The organism is Vibrio sp. STUT-A11 (assembly GCF_026000435.1).
Lineage (GTDB): Bacteria > Pseudomonadota > Gammaproteobacteria > Enterobacterales > Vibrionaceae > Vibrio.
On sequence record NZ_AP026763.1, the window covers coordinates 506,182 to 522,036 of the forward strand.

A 15,855-nucleotide genomic window follows, 5' to 3' on the forward strand; every position below is an offset into this window, starting at 1 on the left:
GTAATAACTATGGTGAAAACAATGGCTGACAAAGAAAAACTTTCAGCTCTCATGGATGGAGAATTGATCGATAAGGCTTTAATTCAAGAATTAGGGCAAGATCAAGAGAGCCGTAAAGCTTGGCAGAATTATCACCTGATTGGTGATGTGATGCGAGGCGAAGCGCCAGCAAAACCTGAGTGGAATATTGCTGAAAGCGTGGCGTTAGCGTTAGAAGATGAACCAGTGCATCGTGCTGTCGATTCACATAGTGCAAACGTGACTTCAATTACGGATGCACCTAAAGAATCGCAACCAGAACCGCAAAAAGCCAAACGTCAGCTACCAAGTTGGTTGACTCAATTTGGCCAAGTTGCCGTTGCTGCGTGTGTATCGCTAGTCGTCATCTTAGGCGTACAGCAGTACGGCGGAAGTGATTCTTCGGTACCTCAAGCTGAACAGTTGCCAGTATTGCAAACCGTTCCATTCGCGGGTAGCGCAGAACCTGTGAGTTTAACCCGTGAATCCGTAGAGCGTTCTGTAAGTGAAGCAAATATGCAGGAGCAACGTAAGCGTGTTCATGCTATGCTACGAGACTACGAATTACAGTTAAGAATTAACAGTGATGCATCTCAGCAAGATGCGCCTCTGACGCCGGATGTTGAATGAATAAATTCCTGATCAGCGCTTGCGCTCTGTTCAGTATGATGTCTTCACAAGCCTTTGCTGGTGATAAACCAGCGGAGGCTTTATTGCATCAAATGAGCGAGGCAAGTAAGAATTTAAGCTATGAGCTCTCTTATATTCTCATCAAAAAGAACAGTATTGAACCTTTGCTGTACCGCCACGCGACTCACGGTGAAGAGCAATACGCCCACCTTATTTATTTAAGCGGCCCTGTGCGTGAAGTCATTCTCCGTGGTCGTGAAGTCAGCTACATCGAAACGGGTTCAGAGCCTTTCACGATAGAATCGGGGAAAATGGTCGCACCTACCATCCCAATGCTAAATACCAATATTGATGAACTCAATCGCTATTATGACTATGTTCAGGTTGGGCGAGCTCGTGAAGCCGGTGTTGCTACTCAGGTGTTACGTATCGTACCGAAAGATGGCTTACGCTATTCATACATCCTTTGGGTTGATGAAAAGAGCAAGCTTCCACTGCGAGCTGATCTTATCGATCGTGATGGCGAAGTGCTGGAGCAATACCGTACGATTTCATACACAGTGAATGCTAAAATCGCTGAGCTCATGAGTGGCTTAGAAGATGTTCAGTTACCAGCCGTTCTTACCATGCCGAAAGGTGAGGTGAGTACCAGTGACTGGATTGTCGGTTGGATACCAGATGGTTTTGAGGCTAATGAACTCAATCGCTATCGCATGGCAGCCAGTGACCAAATGGTAGAAAGCCAAATGTATTCCGATGGACTTTTTAATTTCTCGGTCTACGTCGCGAGCAAAGATGAACATTCATTTAAAGGACAGCTTGTTCGTCAAGGTCGCAGAACATTGCACAGCTTCGTCAGTGGGGATTATGAAATCTCCGTCGTGGGCGATATACCGCCAGCAACCGCACAGCGCATTGCTCAATCTGTCACCTTTAAAGTAACCAGAAACAGTAACGAATAAGCAATATGAGTAACGCGCAATGATGACTGCATTAGCGACAGTGACGGGTGTTCAACGTCACGGTGAACAATATGATATTGACTTGAGCTGTGAGCAGCAAACCAGTTGCAGCAGTTGTTCATCGCAAAAAAGTTGTGGTACAGGTGTGGTCACCAAAGCCATTGGTAACAAAAGTCTTTCCTGGCATTTACGTACCGAAAAAGCAGTGCAAATCGGGCAAGTCGTAGAAATTGGTTTCCCTGAATCCAGTTTAATTAAATCGGCGATGGCAGTGTACCTACTGCCACTGTTTGGTCTGATACTCGGTGCGCTTTTCGGTCATCTACTGTTTGCTCCCCTCATTGCAGGTGGTGAAGGTGTAATTATTCTCTCTTCAGTATTCTTTGCTGCTGGTGGCGTTTGGGTAGCGAAGCGTATATCCAAGCCACTTGAAGATGAATCGAAGCGCCAAGTCACGTTAGTTCGAGTACTTGGAGAGCCGATCCAGTAAGCTCTGACCCCGCCCCCTTTCAGTCACTTGGGTTTATGTACTTTAAATTACGTGCGCCCGCTAACGAAATTCGGTAGAATCTGCCAACTTGATTGAAATGCCATCAGATGATGGCTTTCTTACTGTCCCTATTTTGTAAAGAGTTAGTCAGCCTAAATCTATGAAGCACATTCGTAACTTTTCGATTATCGCCCACATCGACCATGGTAAGTCGACCCTATCAGACCGTTTAATCCAAGTTTGTGGAGGATTGAGCGATCGTGAAATGGCCGCACAGGTTCTGGATTCTATGGATCTTGAACGTGAGCGTGGTATCACCATTAAATCTCAGAGTGTGACGCTAAACTACACCGCTAAAGACGGTGAAACATACCAGCTGAACTTCATCGATACTCCGGGACACGTAGACTTTGCATACGAAGTGTCACGTTCTCTAGCCGCTTGTGAAGGTGCGCTCTTGGTGGTTGATGCTGGTCAGGGCGTAGAAGCGCAAACGCTAGCAAACTGTTACACCGCGATCGAAATGGATCTGGAAGTTGTGCCAATCCTAAACAAGATCGATCTTCCAGCAGCAGATCCAGAACGTGTAGCAGAAGAAATTGAAGAAATCGTTGGTATCGATGCGATGGAAGCAACCCGCTGTTCTGCGAAAACAGGTTTGGGTGTTGAAGACGTACTAGAAAATATCGTATCAGCGATTCCAGCGCCAGAAGGCGATCCAGACGCACCGCTACAGGCGCTTATCATCGACTCATGGTTTGATAACTACCTTGGCGTCGTTTCTTTAGTACGAATCAAAAATGGTTCACTGAAGAAGAACGACAAGATCAAAGTAATGAGCACAGGTCAAACTTGGGGTGTAGACCGTTTGGGTATTTTCACGCCTAAGCGAGTGGATACTGACGTTCTAAATACTGGCGAAGTAGGTTGGGTTGTTTGTGGTATTAAAGACATCCTGGGCGCTCCAGTAGGTGATACGCTGACACTAGCGAAAAACGGCAGTGAAAAGCCACTACCGGGCTTTCAGAAAGTAAAACCTCAGGTATACGCTGGTTTGTTCCCTGTATCGTCTGATGATTACGAAAACTTCCGTGATGCATTAGGTAAATTAAGCCTGAATGATGCGTCACTATTCTACGAGCCAGAAAACTCTGCAGCTCTTGGCTTTGGTTTCCGTTGTGGTTTCCTTGGCATGCTGCACATGGAAATTATCCAAGAACGTTTAGAGCGTGAATACGACCTAGACCTAATTACGACTGCACCTACGGTAGTCTACGAAGTAGAGAAAACCGATGGTGATTTGCTGTATGTCGATAGCCCAGCGAAACTGCCTGCGGTAAACGACATCGAAGAAATCCGCGAGCCGATCGCGCGTTGTAACATTCTAGTGCCGTCTGAATACCTAGGTAACGTGATCACACTGTGTGTTGAAAAACGTGGTGCTCAGGTGGATATGGTTTATCACGGTAACCAAGTTGCAGTGACTTACGATATTCCGATGGCAGAAGTTGTACTGGATTTCTTCGACCGTTTGAAGTCTACTTCTCGCGGTTATGCTTCACTGGATTACAACTTCCAGCGCTTTGAAGCGTCGAACATGGTTCGCGTAGACGTACTTCTGAACGGTGACACGGTTGACGCACTAGCGATGATCACACACAAAGATCAGTCTCAGACTCGTGGTCGTCAGTTGGTTGAGAAGATGAAAGAGTTCATCCCTCGTCAGATGTTTGATATCGCGATTCAGGCTGCGATCGGTAACCACATCATCGCGCGTTCTACGGTTAAACAGCTACGTAAGAACGTTATCGCGAAATGTTACGGTGGTGACGTGAGCCGTAAGAAGAAACTTCTGAAGAAACAGAAAGAAGGTAAGAAGCGTATGAAGCAGATCGGTAACGTTGAACTGCCTCAAGAAGCGTTCCTGGCGATTCTTCACGTAGGCAAAGACTAGAATTGAACTTTGTTCCACTCTTGTTGGTCATAAGACGTTAGAACTTAAAATAAGTGAAAGAGTTAGCGCTCTTTCACTTTCGCATTTTTAGATAAGGGAATTTAATGGCGAATACATTCTCACTGATTCTGGTTATTGTGACCTTGGTAACTGGTGTAGTTTGGCTTTTGGAAAAACTGGTGTTTGCAAAGAAACGTCAGGCAAAAGTCGCGGAGATCGAAGCGCAAACAGCTAACGGCTTAGATGCAGTAACCCTGCAAAAAGTAGAACGCCAGCCTTGGTGGGTTGAAAATAGCGTCTCTATTTTCCCTGTGATCGCGTTTGTACTCGTATTACGTTCTTTTATCTATGAACCGTTTCAAATCCCGTCTGGCTCAATGATGCCTACTTTACTGGTTGGGGATTTCATCCTGGTAGAAAAGTACGCTTACGGTCTGAAAGATCCAGTATGGCGCACTGAGCTGGTAGAAACAGGCAAGCCAGAACGTGGCGATATCGTCGTGTTTAAATATCCTCCTCACCCTAGCATTGATTACATCAAGCGTGTGGTTGGTTTGCCAGGTGATATCGTGCGTTACTCAAACGATAAGCAGATTTGTATTCAAAGCAAAGGTGAATCGAGCTGTAAGCCAGTTAAACTGAGTAATGTCGAAGAGAGTCAATTTAGCTCAAATGGTATCCCGATGCTCCAGTTGGATGAAAAACTGGGTAACGTTGAGCACAATATTTTGGTTAACCCAATTGTTCGCAATCATGTGGAGCAGTACTTCCCACGTAGCGGAACAACAGAATGGGTTGTACCACAAGGTCAGTACTTTGTGATGGGTGATAACCGTGACAACAGTGCAGACAGCCGTTACTGGGGCTTTGTTCCTGAAGCAAACCTAGTCGGCAAAGCTGTCGCCATTTGGATCAGCTTCGAGTTTGAGCGTGGCACAGATAGCGTTTTACCTTCATGGATTCCAACTGGTGTGCGTTTTAACCGCATCGGTGGTATTCACTAACTTCTCGTCATATTTGAAGTCGCAGCGTTGTTGACTGCATAAATACCCCCTAATCACATAGTACATCTATGCTCATAGGGCTGAATTTATTTGTCGCCTAGCTGCAACTCCAACTATATAGAGAAATAAACATTAATATCGAGAGAGTATGAATTCTCCAATTGATAAACTAGAGCGTAAGCTCGGCTACCAGTTTAAAGATGCCGAGCTTATCAACTTGGCGCTGACTCACCGCAGCGCCAACAGTAAGCATAACGAACGTCTTGAGTTTCTGGGCGATTCAATTTTAAGTTTTGTCATCGCTGATGATCTGTACCATCGTTTCCCGAAAGTGAACGAAGGTGATATGAGTCGTATGCGTGCTACTTTGGTTCGCGGACACACATTGGCGGAACTGGGTCGTGAATTCGATCTAGGAGATTATTTAAAATTAGGTCCAGGTGAATTGAAGAGTGGTGGCTTTCGCCGTGACTCTATTCTAGCCGATGCGGTGGAAGCCATTATTGGTGCAATTTACCTAGATAGTGATATTGAAGCAGTGCGTGGCATTGTGCTGAGCTGGTATAAGTCTCGCCTTGAAGCCATTAAGCCTGGTGTATCACAAAAAGACCCAAAAACTCGCCTCCAAGAGTTCCTGCAAGGCAGAAGAAAACCGCTGCCTGTTTACACAGTGACTAATATTAAAGGTGAAGCGCACAACCAAGAATTTACGGTTGAGTGCGAAGTCGCAGGTGTGGATAAACCTGTAATCGGTAAAGGCACCAGCCGCCGCAAGGCAGAACAGGCGGCAGCGGAAACAGCACTTGAGCAATTAACTAATGGCTGATAACGAATTCGATATCGATGCATACTTTGCATCACATGGTGAAGCGAGTTCACCAGAAAACCAGCACTGTGGCTTTATCGCTATTGTTGGGCGTCCAAACGTGGGTAAATCAACGCTTCTGAACAAGATTTTAGGTCAGAAGATTTCGATTACTTCTCGCAAGCCGCAAACCACACGCCACCGTATTATGGGTGTGGACACTGACGGTGACTATCAGGCGATTTATGTCGATACACCTGGACTTCATATTGAAGAAAAGCGTGCTATCAACCGTTTGATGAACCGTGCGGCAAACTCTTCGTTGAGTGACGTGAACTTGGTGTTCTTCTTAGTTGACGGTACCCATTGGACCAAAGACGACGAGATGGTACTGACGAAGTTACAGAAATCGAACTTCCCGGTTGTACTGTGTGTCAACAAAGTCGACAACGTACAAGATCGCAACGAAGTGATGCTGCACATGGCGGACATGTCTAAGAAAATGGACTTTGTCGACGTTGTGCCAATTTCAGCGAAGCAGGGTAAGAACATTGATGTACTGCGTAAACATGTACGCGATCACTTACCTGTAGCGACGCATCACTTCCCAGAAGAGTACGTGACAGACCGTTCACAGCGCTTTATGGCATCCGAAATCGTGCGTGAGAAACTGATGCGTTTCACGGGTGAGGAACTACCTTACTCTGTGACGGTAGAGATTGAACGTTTCGATTACAACCCGGAAACCGATGGCTTCCATATCAATGCCCTGATTCTGGTTGAACGTAATGGTCAGAAGAAAATGGTGATCGGTAAAGGTGGCGAGAAGATCAAAACCATCGGCCGTGAAGCTCGTCTGGATATGGAAGAGCTGTTTGGTCGTAAGGTTTATCTCGAGACCTGGGTTAAAGTGAAATCTGGTTGGGCTGACGACGAACGTGCGCTGCGCTCGCTGGGTTACATCGACGATCTATAAACTTGAAGCGAAGCCACTTCGCTCCAACATCGATTAGAATAAGGAGCCGCTTGGCTCCTTATTTTTTATTTTAGATAGGCACACCGATATAGATGAGCAACCAGTCCTCTGAAGGCTTACAACGCTGCTTTGTTTTGCACCGAAGACCTTACAGTGAATCGAGCTTAATTCTTGATGTTTTCAGTGAGGAGTATGGCCGCATCACATTGATGGCCAAAGGCGCGCGTAGCAAACGTTCCAATCTGAAAGGGGCGCTACAGCCATTCACACCACTGTTACTAAAATGGTCAGGCAAAGGGTCAATGAAAACCTTAAGACAGGCCGAACCTATTAGCCTTGGCTTACCCTTAACAGGAATCAACCTTTACTCTGCTATGTACGTTAATGAATTGATTGGACGTGTATTGATGGCAGAAGTGCCAATGCCAGCCTTGTTTCACGATTATCTGCATGCATTAACCGAGCTGGCTCAGTGTGATAATCCTGAGCCAGCACTGCGACGATTTGAACTGGCCTTACTTTCTACGATGGGGTACGGCGTCGACTTTATGCACTGTGCAGGAACAGGTGAACCTGTCGAAGCGGACATGACTTACCGTTATCGTGAGCAGAAGGGATTTATTGCTTCAGTAAGGCGTGACAACCTGACATTTTTAGGTAATGAATTGATTGCAATCAGTGAGCGGCGCTTCGTCACTAAAGAGCAGTTAAAAGCGGCAAAACGCTTTACACGTATAGCCTTAAAGCCGTATCTTGGCGGCAAACCTTTAAAAAGTCGTGAATTGTTTATTCACACACCCAGAGCACGGAGTAATGGAAAATGAGCTCAATCTATTTAGGCGTTAATATCGATCATATAGCTACTTTACGTAATGCACGTGGTACAAAATATCCGGATCCGGTGCATGCTGCTGAAATTGCAGAGCGAGCGGGTGCCGATGGTATCACCATTCACTTGCGTGAAGATCGCCGACATATTTTGGACCGTGATGTGCGTATCCTGCGTGAAACTCTACAGACGCGCATGAACCTAGAGATGGCCGTAACCGATGAAATGGTTGATATTGCGCTGAAAACCAAGCCTGAGTTCGTTTGTTTAGTACCAGAGAAGCGTGAAGAGCTGACGACAGAAGGCGGCCTGGATGTGGTTGGTCAACTGGCTAAAGTGAAGGCGGCAACGGAGAAACTGACCGAAGCGGGTATTAAAGTTTCTCTGTTTATCGATGCAGACCGTCAACAGATTGATGCAGCAAAGCAATGTGGCGCGCCTTATATTGAACTGCACACTGGTCACTATGCTGATGCGACGACTGAGGAAGAGCAGCAAGCTGAACTGAAAAAAATTGCAGCTGGCGCAAGCTATGCTGACGATCTGGGCATCATCGTTAATGCGGGTCATGGTTTGACTTACCATAACGTTGCCCCTATTGCTGCGTTACCAGAAATCTACGAACTAAATATTGGTCACTCTATCATTGGCCGCGCGGTCTTCGATGGCTTAGAGAAAGCGGTTGCTGATATGAAAGCTTTGATGATCGAAGCTCGCAAGTAATCAGGCATACGAATGGCTATTTTAGGTTTAGGCACCGACATCGCGGAAATTGAGCGTATTGAAAAAGCGCTGGATCGCACTGGAGAGTCATTTGCTCAGCGCATTCTTTGTGAAGAAGAGATGGTTAAGTTTTCACAGCTAAAGCAACAAGGGCGTTACCTTGCCAAACGTTTTGCTGCGAAAGAAGCGGCGTCAAAAGCATTGGGGACGGGTATCGCCAAAGGCGTGACCTTTCACGACTTTTGTGTGACTAACGATGAACTGGGGAAGCCTGTAATTTCCTTGTCTGGTACGGCACAGAAAATAGCTCAAAAATTGGGGGTGAACCATGTTCACCTTTCGATCTCCGACGAGAGACATTACGCTGTTGCGACCGTGATTTTAGAGTCCTGATCTAAAGCCAGATAAAACACCTAAATGCCGCTCATTTAGCATGGAGCGGCATCTTTAGAACAGGCATTAGCACTACCCAGTCATCCTGAACTGCGACGAAGGAGCGTGATTCAGGATCTACTATCCAAGCACTTTGTTGCTGCAACAATATTTAGAACTTCTCAGCGCACTGATATTAGATTCCTAGTCTCGCTAGGGCTCGCTGGAATGACCCGATGAGAGTCCTTAAGCGAAAGGCATTTGAGCACATTGCTCTGGCTTTTTTACTTAAGTAACCAGTAGATTACTGTTCCAGGTAGAGTTTAGCCGTGGTCGTGACCTTAATCATTTCATCTTGTAGCTCAAACATTTCGGGCTCAATGTCGTCAAGTTCCGCGCCTGAGCGAAGTGCCTGCTCCAGCGTCGCACACAATGACTTTAACCTTGGCACACCGCAATACGAGCTACTGCCGTGCAGCTTGTGAATGACATGAATGAGCTCTTCACGGGCAAAGCTTTCTTCTTCTAGGGCTTGAGCAACCACATCATCCACTTCAGGGATAAAGTCGATTAACATGCGCAGCATATCTTTGGCCAAATCTTCTTTATTCGCACTCTGTTTCAACGCGGCTTGCCAATCGATAATGACATCTTGATGAGCTTTTTCTGTTGCGCTTACCGCTTCACTTTCTTGTTCATCAATGTAAGACGGCGTGACTTTACCAATGCTGTCTGCGCAGGCATTTGGGTTCCAGTGAACCAAAACCTGTTGCAGCACGTGTTCTTCAATTGGTTTGGTCAGGTAATCATCCATACCCGCGGCGAGGAGACGATCACGCTCACCCGCCATCGCATGGGCGGTTACCGCGATGACAGGCGTATCTTTGTTGAGCTCAATCTGCTTGATATGCTTACAGGCGGTCACCCCATCCATATGTGGCATTTGGATGTCCATGAATACCATGTCGTACTTTTTCTCGGTCGCCAGATTCACTGCTTGTTGACCGTTACTGCATGCGGTCACGGTTTCAACACGCTCTTTCAGTAGGGCTGAAATAAGCTTTAAATTGGCCGGATTGTCGTCAACTGCTAAAACATGCAACGGTAAACGTTCTTCCTCTACGCTCTTAATTGGCGCACTCAGAAGAGGTTGAGGCGATTCAACATGTTCGCTGATCAGGCTTTGTAGCAATCGGCGGCGTGACAGAGGTTTGGTCAAGCACTGGATGTGATGTTCCGTCATGATTTGATCAGCAAGAGCAAGCTCTGTACTTGGTGTCCCCATGATCACACTTGGCGCCATCTGCTTCGCTTGTTCTATCCAAGCTTGGACCGATTGCTCATCATAAGTCTGGTTTGCAGCCAAATTGAGTAACACGTAATCGTAGTGCTCATTCGCTTCAGGTAACGTTGAGCGATAAGTCACTAGGATACCCTCCTGACTCAGGATCTGTTGTGTTACCGATGCCGCCTGCATATTTGGCTCTACCAATAACAACTGTTTGCCTGTAAGCAGTTCAATCTCGATTAGATCGCTCATCGGCATTTCTGTCGAGTTGAGGCGTAGAGTAAACCAGAAAGTGGACCCCTGGTGCAAGCGACTGGTCAGGCTGATTTCCCCACCCATCTGGCTAACCAGTTTCTGAGTAATGACCAGACCAAGACCTGTACCACCATAACGGCGTGAGATGCTGGCATCGGCTTGGCTAAATGCCTGGAAGAGTTGCGCTTGCTGACGTTCTGAAATACCAATACCGGTATCGCGAACCATAAATTGCAACTCAACCGAGTCACCGGACTGAGAACGCATCTCGACACTGATGTCGATGTTGCCGCGCTCAGTAAATTTGATCGAGTTTCCGACCAGATTGGTCAGGACTTGTTGAATACGCAGCGGATCGCCAATCAAACCGGATGGGATTTTCGGATCCACTTTGAGTGTGATTTCCAGCCCTTTCTCATGGGCACTGGTCGCTTGAAGGTTAACGACTTCTTCCAGACTTTCACGGAAATCAAACGGAATGTTTTCCAGAGCCAGCTTACCCGCTTCCAGTTTAGAAAAGTCGAGGATATCGTTAATTATGTTCAGCAGGTTGTTTGCCGATTTTTCGATAGTTTGCAGGTAATCCGTCTGACTATTAGAAAGTTGCGTTTTGAGCATCTGGCGCGTAAAGCCAATCACGCCGTTCAGCGGGGTACGCAGTTCGTGCGACATATTGGCCAGGAACTCTGATTTTACACGCGCGGCTTCTTGTGCTCGTTTCTTCGCGATGTCTAACTCAACGTTCTGGATTTCCAGCTGTTCTAAGGTTTCACGTAGGTCAGAGGTTGCCTGATCGATACTGTGTTGCATCTCGACGTGGTATTCCGAAAGTGAGACGGCCATGGCGTTGATACCATTTTTCAGCTGATCAAGCTCACCGTGCATTTTCCCTTCGATACGAACATCCAGGTGGCCGCGTCGAATACGGTCTACCACATTTTTCATGTGTGTGATCGGCTGAGTCACATCATGCATTAAACGGGAGGCGAATACACTGGCAAGGCCGAGGCCTAAAATCAGCACCAAAAAGGCAGAGAAGACTTCCTGATATTGTTGAAGGCGCAGAGACGAGAGATCCAGCTCCACGGCAATGTAGCCTATGGATTTGGTCGCTTGGCTTTTATTAGACAGATCCGTCAGGTAGTGCCCTTCAGATAAGATAGGCACACGCAAAATCAGGTAATTATCGTAGATTTCCGAATTTCCCAGTTGTGGGATAGGCTTATCTTTCGGAAACATCAACGCTTCGAAATTAGGGTGGAAGTTTGAGGTGACAAACAGTTCATGATGCGCGTCGAAAACGGCAATACTTCGAACCAGTTTCGAGTTTTTGCGGTGAGCGTAGCTGATAAGGCGTCGGACTGCTTCACGGCTTTCTGTCAGTAGGTGAGATTCACTGGCAATCGCTAGCGGTTCGATGATGCTATTACCCGTGGTGATAACTTGTTTCTCAAGATCCTGGTAGCGGTTAAATGAGAAAAAGCCGCTCAGCAATAAGCCAATAATGAGAGTGGGAGCGAGAGTCAGCGTAATTACACGTGCTCGTAAGCCATATCTGGTCATGTTATCTAATTACATCGGAGTCTGGATATGGGAAAATAACGCATTATTTCTCAAGCGCACGATAAGCCTTGAGTAAAGAAGTGACGTCACCGAATAAACGGTAAGCATAATCAAGTCACTCGAATCACACAACGGCTGCAATCAAGAATAGTGAAGCCGTAGGGCAATTAGACACAAATCAGGCACAGAGCATGGCACGCATCTTTCAACCGAAAAAGAAAACCCAACTCAACACTCGTCACCAGCAGGTGCACGTTGAACGTTTGGATCATCATGGCGCGGGTATCGCCTACCTAAAGAGAAAGCCGCTATTTATTGATGGCGCGCTGCCCGGTGAGGAAGTGGTGACACAGCTGGTGGAAGAGAAAAGTAAGTTTGCCCGCGGTAAGCTGATCAAAATTTTGCAGCCAAGTGACACTCGTGCTGAACCATTCTGTCCGCATTACCATGAGTGTGGTGGTTGTGATTTACAGCATTTGGATTATGACCAACAATTGACGCACAAACAGCAGACGCTGCGTCAGTTGATGCGAAAATTTGCCGGCAGTGATATCGAGCTTGATGCTCCAGTATTGGGGGAGCAGCGACAGTACCGACGTCGTGCTCGTGTAAGTCTGTTGGTGGATAAAAAGACTCGCCAACTGCATTTTGGTTTTCGCAAAAAGCAAAGTAAACAGATTGCTCAGGTGACCGATTGCCCTGTGTTAGCTCCACAGTTGAACATTTTACTTCCGGAGATTTACGCGGAGTTAAAGCAATTTAAAAAGCCAGAGCAGCTTGGTCACGTTGAGCTGGTTTTAGGCGATAACGGGCCTTGTATTACGCTGCGCCACATGAGTAATTTGACTGAACCGGAAGTTGAGGCTTTGGTTAAGCTTGCTGAGCGTCATAGCGCCACGTTGTACCTGATGCCACAGACTGATCAGCTTGATTTAGTTACAGGCGAAACGCCGTTTTATGAAGAAGCGGGCGTAAAAGTGCCATTTACGCCCAATAACTTTATTCAGGTCAACCAAGCGGTAAATCAAAAAATGGTGGCGCAGGCTATCCAGTGGTTAGACCCGCAAGACTGCGATCGAGTGTTAGATTTGTTCTGTGGGCTGGGTAACTTTAGCTTGCCAATCGCTAAGTTGGCGAAATACGTTGTGGGTATAGAGGGGGTCGCTGAAATGGTAGAAAAAGCCACCAATAATGCATCCTTGAACCAAATCAACAACGCACAATTTTATCACGCTAACCTAGAGCAGGACTTTGACGGTCAGGTTTGGGCGGCAGAGAAGTTTGATAAAGTACTGCTAGACCCAGCGCGTGCCGGGGCAAGCGGGATCATCGATCAAGTTTCCGCTCTTGGGGCTCAGCGCGTGGTTTATGTTTCTTGTAATCCTGCTACCCTTGCAAGGGACAGTCAGAGCTTAATCGAACAAGGCTACAAATTAACCAAGCTAGGTATGCTCGATATGTTCCCGCATACCAGTCATTTAGAATCCATGGCTTTGTTTGAAAAGTCCTAGCAATAGGGCGTTGGCCCTTTACTTGTGGTGGGGTCAAAAAGTCAGCATAAAATGCTGACGAAAGAACTAATCTGGACGGTGTTAGTCAAACCACACGAATATAATAATTAGGACGATGAGATGGTTGCGGTAAGAAGCGCGCATTTAAATCAAAACGAACAGTTTGAACTCGAGCAATGGGTGGCTAGCCTGGGGCAAGAGAAAAACACAGCAACCCGCTTAATTGAGGTTTACAGAGACTGCCAAAACATTTTGGCCGATCACAAGCAAGCGGAATTGTTGCTGTGGCGTGGACGAGAAATGATCGAGATTCTGATCACCTTGTCGATGGATAAAGCGACCTTAGTGGCCGCGCAACTGTTCCCATTGGTTTCAAGTGGTGCTTTCAATAGAGAACTGCTGGAAGAAAAATACAGTAAAGAAATCATAAAGCTGATTGATGGCGTAGAGGAAATGGCTGCCATCGGTCAGCTTAATGTCTCGATGGATGGCGACGAGGCGTCGTCTCAGGTAGACAATGTGCGTCGCATGCTTCTAGCCATGGTTGATGATTTCCGCTGCGTTGTCATCAAGCTAGCAGAACGCATCTGTAACCTGATTGAAGTTAAGAAAGCGCCGGACGAAGTGCGTCGTGCTGCGGCAAAAGAGTGTGCCAACATTTATGCGCCTTTGGCAAACCGTCTTGGTATCGGCCAGCTAAAGTGGGAAATAGAAGATTACGCCTTCCGCTACCAGCAACCAGAAACCTATAAACAAATCGCGAAGCAGCTATCTGAGCGTCGTATTGTTCGTGAGCAGTACATCAAAGATTTTGTTGAAGATCTCACCGAAGAGATGAAAGCCTCCGGTATTAATGCGGAAGTGAGTGGTCGACCAAAGCATATCTACAGTATCTGGCGAAAAATGCAGAAGAAGAGTCTGGCGTTTGACGAGTTGTTTGACGTCAGAGCGGTACGTATTATCGCCGATAAGCTACAAGACTGTTATGCCGCTTTAGGTGTTGTCCATACCAAATATAAGCACTTGCCAAGTGAGTTTGATGACTACGTCGCGAACCCAAAACCTAACGGTTACCAATCCATCCATACTGTGATCCTTGGTCCAGAAGGGAAAACCATCGAGATCCAGATCCGAACCAAGCAAATGCATGAAGAGTCAGAGCTTGGTGTTGCCGCGCACTGGAAGTACAAAGAAGGTGCGAGCGCTCGTAGCGGCTACGATGAAAAAATCACCTGGCTGCGTAAACTTCTGGATTGGCAGGAAGAGATGTCCGACTCGGGTGAGATGTTGGATGAGCTGCGAAGTCAGGTCTTCGACGACCGCGTTTATGCCTTTACGCCTCGTGGTGATGTTGTTGATCTGCCAATGGGCGCGACGCCGCTGGATTTTGCTTATCATATTCACTCCGAAGTGGGTCATCGCTGTATTGGCGCTAAAGTTGGAGGCCGTATTGTACCGTTTACCCATAAATTGCATATGGGCGATCAGGTCGAGATCATCACCTCGAAAGAGCCCAACCCATCACGTGACTGGTTAAATCCTTCATTAGGCTTCGTTCATTCAGGTCGAGCTCGCGCCAAGATCAATGCTTGGTTCCGCAAGCAAAGTCGAGAGAAAAACCTAGAGGCCGGTCGTGAAATCCTAGAACACGAACTGGTCAAAATTGGCGCGACCATGAAAGATGCTGAGCATTACGCGCTTAAGCGGTTCAACGTTAGGACGCCTGATGAGTTGTTCGTTGGTGTGGGTAGTGGTGATTTACGTATTAACCAGGTCATTAACCACATCAATGCGTTGGTCAATAAGCCAACCGCAGAAGAAGAAGATCAGCAAGCGCTTGAAAAGCTTCAGGAAGCTGAGCATAAATCACCGTCCCAGAGCCGGCCGAAGAAAGACGCGGTAGTGGTGGAAGGGGTCGATAACCTAATGACACATCTTGCACGTTGTTGTCAGCCAATTCCAGGTGATGACATCAGTGGTTACATCACTCAAGGTCGCGGTATTTCAGTACACCGTAGTGACTGTGAACAGTTAGAAGAACTGCGTCACCACGCACCAGAGCGAATCATCGATACGGTCTGGGGCAGTGGTTTTGTTGGTTCATACATTCTAACAGTACGCATAGAAGCAATGGAGAGAGGTGGCTTACTTAAAGACATTACAACTCTATTTGCCAATGAGAAAATCAAAGTCACCAGTATGAAGAACCGTGTCGATTACCGTCGACAACTAGCCATCATGGACTTTGATCTCGAAGTGACCAATATCGAGGTGCTTTCGCGCGTTTCTAAGCGGGTTGAGCAAATAAAAGATGTTATGTCTGTAAAACGTCTCGGCTAGTTTTTACGTCACATTTGGCTTTTTATCTGCGTTAGCTGCTCTTATATCGCTCCATCACATAGCGGGCTATGCTCAGGAGTCTCATAAGTTTGCTGCCTTGCTAAAAGAGTCAACTGTTTAGTAAAAACGTACCAA

13 protein-coding genes are annotated in these 15,855 nt (G+C 46.8%); 12 read left to right on the forward strand and 1 reads right to left on the reverse strand.

Annotation, left to right across the window (positions count from 1 at the left end; genetic code table 11):
• The first annotated feature begins 21 nt into the window (after positions 1-21).
• From OO774_RS02450 to acpS, 10 genes are all read left to right on the forward strand, one after another.
• A complete protein-coding gene (locus tag OO774_RS02450) occupies positions 22-648 on the forward strand; it encodes a sigma-E factor negative regulatory protein (protein ID WP_264904290.1) in 627 nt (208 codons plus the stop codon).
• Entirely contained in the window at positions 645-1,610 is a 966-nt protein-coding gene (gene rseB, locus OO774_RS02455; RefSeq protein WP_264904292.1) for a sigma-E factor regulatory protein RseB, read from the forward strand. Before OO774_RS02450 ends, rseB begins: the two co-directional genes overlap by 4 nt.
• Before the next feature lie 19 nt (positions 1,611-1,629).
• Positions 1,630-2,100, forward strand: a complete 471-nt coding sequence (locus OO774_RS02460; RefSeq protein ID WP_264904294.1) for a SoxR reducing system RseC family protein — start codon at positions 1,630-1,632, stop codon at positions 2,098-2,100.
• 160 nt (positions 2,101-2,260) lie between these two features.
• Entirely contained in the window at positions 2,261-4,054 is a 1,794-nt protein-coding gene (lepA, locus tag OO774_RS02465) for a translation elongation factor 4 (RefSeq protein WP_264904296.1), read from the forward strand.
• Between the two features lie 104 nt (positions 4,055-4,158).
• The gene (gene lepB / locus OO774_RS02470; RefSeq protein WP_264904298.1) at positions 4,159-5,058 is read left to right on the forward strand and encodes a signal peptidase I; all 900 of its coding nucleotides are present in this window, start codon (positions 4,159-4,161) and stop codon (positions 5,056-5,058) included.
• 148 nt (positions 5,059-5,206) lie between these two features.
• Entirely contained in the window at positions 5,207-5,884 is a 678-nt protein-coding gene (gene rnc, locus OO774_RS02475) for a ribonuclease III (protein WP_014232995.1), read from the forward strand.
• A complete protein-coding gene (gene era / locus OO774_RS02480) occupies positions 5,877-6,839 on the forward strand; it encodes a GTPase Era (RefSeq protein WP_264904300.1) in 963 nt (320 codons plus the stop codon). The genes rnc and era overlap by 8 nt, the downstream gene beginning before the upstream one ends.
• 92 nt (positions 6,840-6,931) lie before the next feature.
• Positions 6,932-7,663 carry a DNA repair protein RecO gene (gene recO / locus OO774_RS02485; RefSeq protein ID WP_264904302.1) on the forward strand — a complete coding sequence of 244 codons (732 nt, stop codon included), beginning with the start codon at positions 6,932-6,934 and terminating at the stop codon, positions 7,661-7,663.
• Positions 7,660-8,391 (forward strand): pyridoxine 5'-phosphate synthase, encoded by a 732-nt coding sequence (gene pdxJ / locus OO774_RS02490; protein ID WP_264904303.1) that lies wholly within the window; start codon positions 7,660-7,662, stop codon positions 8,389-8,391. Before recO ends, pdxJ begins: the two co-directional genes overlap by 4 nt.
• A gap of 12 nt (positions 8,392-8,403) precedes the next feature.
• Entirely contained in the window at positions 8,404-8,784 is a 381-nt protein-coding gene (gene acpS, locus OO774_RS02495; RefSeq protein WP_264904305.1) for a holo-ACP synthase, read from the forward strand.
• Positions 8,785-9,067: 283 nt separating this feature from the next.
• Here the strand turns inward: acpS and barA are convergent, their stop codons facing one another.
• Positions 9,068-11,869 (reverse strand): two-component sensor histidine kinase BarA, encoded by a 2,802-nt coding sequence (gene barA / locus OO774_RS02500; protein WP_264904307.1) that lies wholly within the window; start codon positions 11,867-11,869, stop codon positions 9,068-9,070.
• Between the two features lie 191 nt (positions 11,870-12,060).
• Between barA and rlmD the strand changes: the two genes are divergently transcribed.
• Positions 12,061-13,380: a 23S rRNA (uracil(1939)-C(5))-methyltransferase RlmD gene (gene rlmD / locus OO774_RS02505; protein WP_264904309.1), complete on the forward strand. Its 1,320-nt coding sequence runs from the start codon at positions 12,061-12,063 to the stop codon at positions 13,378-13,380.
• 120 nt (positions 13,381-13,500) lie between these two features.
• The gene (gene relA / locus OO774_RS02510; RefSeq protein ID WP_264904311.1) at positions 13,501-15,720 is read left to right on the forward strand and encodes a GTP diphosphokinase; all 2,220 of its coding nucleotides are present in this window, start codon (positions 13,501-13,503) and stop codon (positions 15,718-15,720) included.
• Positions 15,721-15,855: the final 135 nt, after the last annotated feature.

Excerpts from the sequence above, each read along its gene's own strand:
- OO774_RS02450 (WP_264904290.1), top strand. The coding sequence starts at position 22 with ATGGCTGACAAAGAAAAACTTTCAGCTCTCATGGATGGAGAATTGATC.
- rseB (WP_264904292.1), top strand. The coding sequence starts at position 645 with ATGAATAAATTCCTGATCAGCGCTTGCGCTCTGTTCAGTATGATGTCT.
- OO774_RS02460 (WP_264904294.1), top strand. The coding sequence starts at position 1,630 with ATGATGACTGCATTAGCGACAGTGACGGGTGTTCAACGTCACGGTGAA.
- lepA (WP_264904296.1), top strand. The coding sequence starts at position 2,261 with ATGAAGCACATTCGTAACTTTTCGATTATCGCCCACATCGACCATGGT.
- lepB (WP_264904298.1), top strand. The coding sequence starts at position 4,159 with ATGGCGAATACATTCTCACTGATTCTGGTTATTGTGACCTTGGTAACT.
- rnc (WP_014232995.1), top strand. The coding sequence starts at position 5,207 with ATGAATTCTCCAATTGATAAACTAGAGCGTAAGCTCGGCTACCAGTTT.
- era (WP_264904300.1), top strand. The coding sequence starts at position 5,877 with ATGGCTGATAACGAATTCGATATCGATGCATACTTTGCATCACATGGT.
- recO (WP_264904302.1), top strand. The coding sequence starts at position 6,932 with ATGAGCAACCAGTCCTCTGAAGGCTTACAACGCTGCTTTGTTTTGCAC.
- pdxJ (WP_264904303.1), top strand. The coding sequence starts at position 7,660 with ATGAGCTCAATCTATTTAGGCGTTAATATCGATCATATAGCTACTTTA.
- acpS (WP_264904305.1), top strand. The coding sequence starts at position 8,404 with ATGGCTATTTTAGGTTTAGGCACCGACATCGCGGAAATTGAGCGTATT.
- barA (WP_264904307.1), bottom strand. The coding sequence starts at position 11,869 with ATGACCAGATATGGCTTACGAGCACGTGTAATTACGCTGACTCTCGCT.
- rlmD (WP_264904309.1), top strand. The coding sequence starts at position 12,061 with ATGGCACGCATCTTTCAACCGAAAAAGAAAACCCAACTCAACACTCGT.
- relA (WP_264904311.1), top strand. The coding sequence starts at position 13,501 with ATGGTTGCGGTAAGAAGCGCGCATTTAAATCAAAACGAACAGTTTGAA.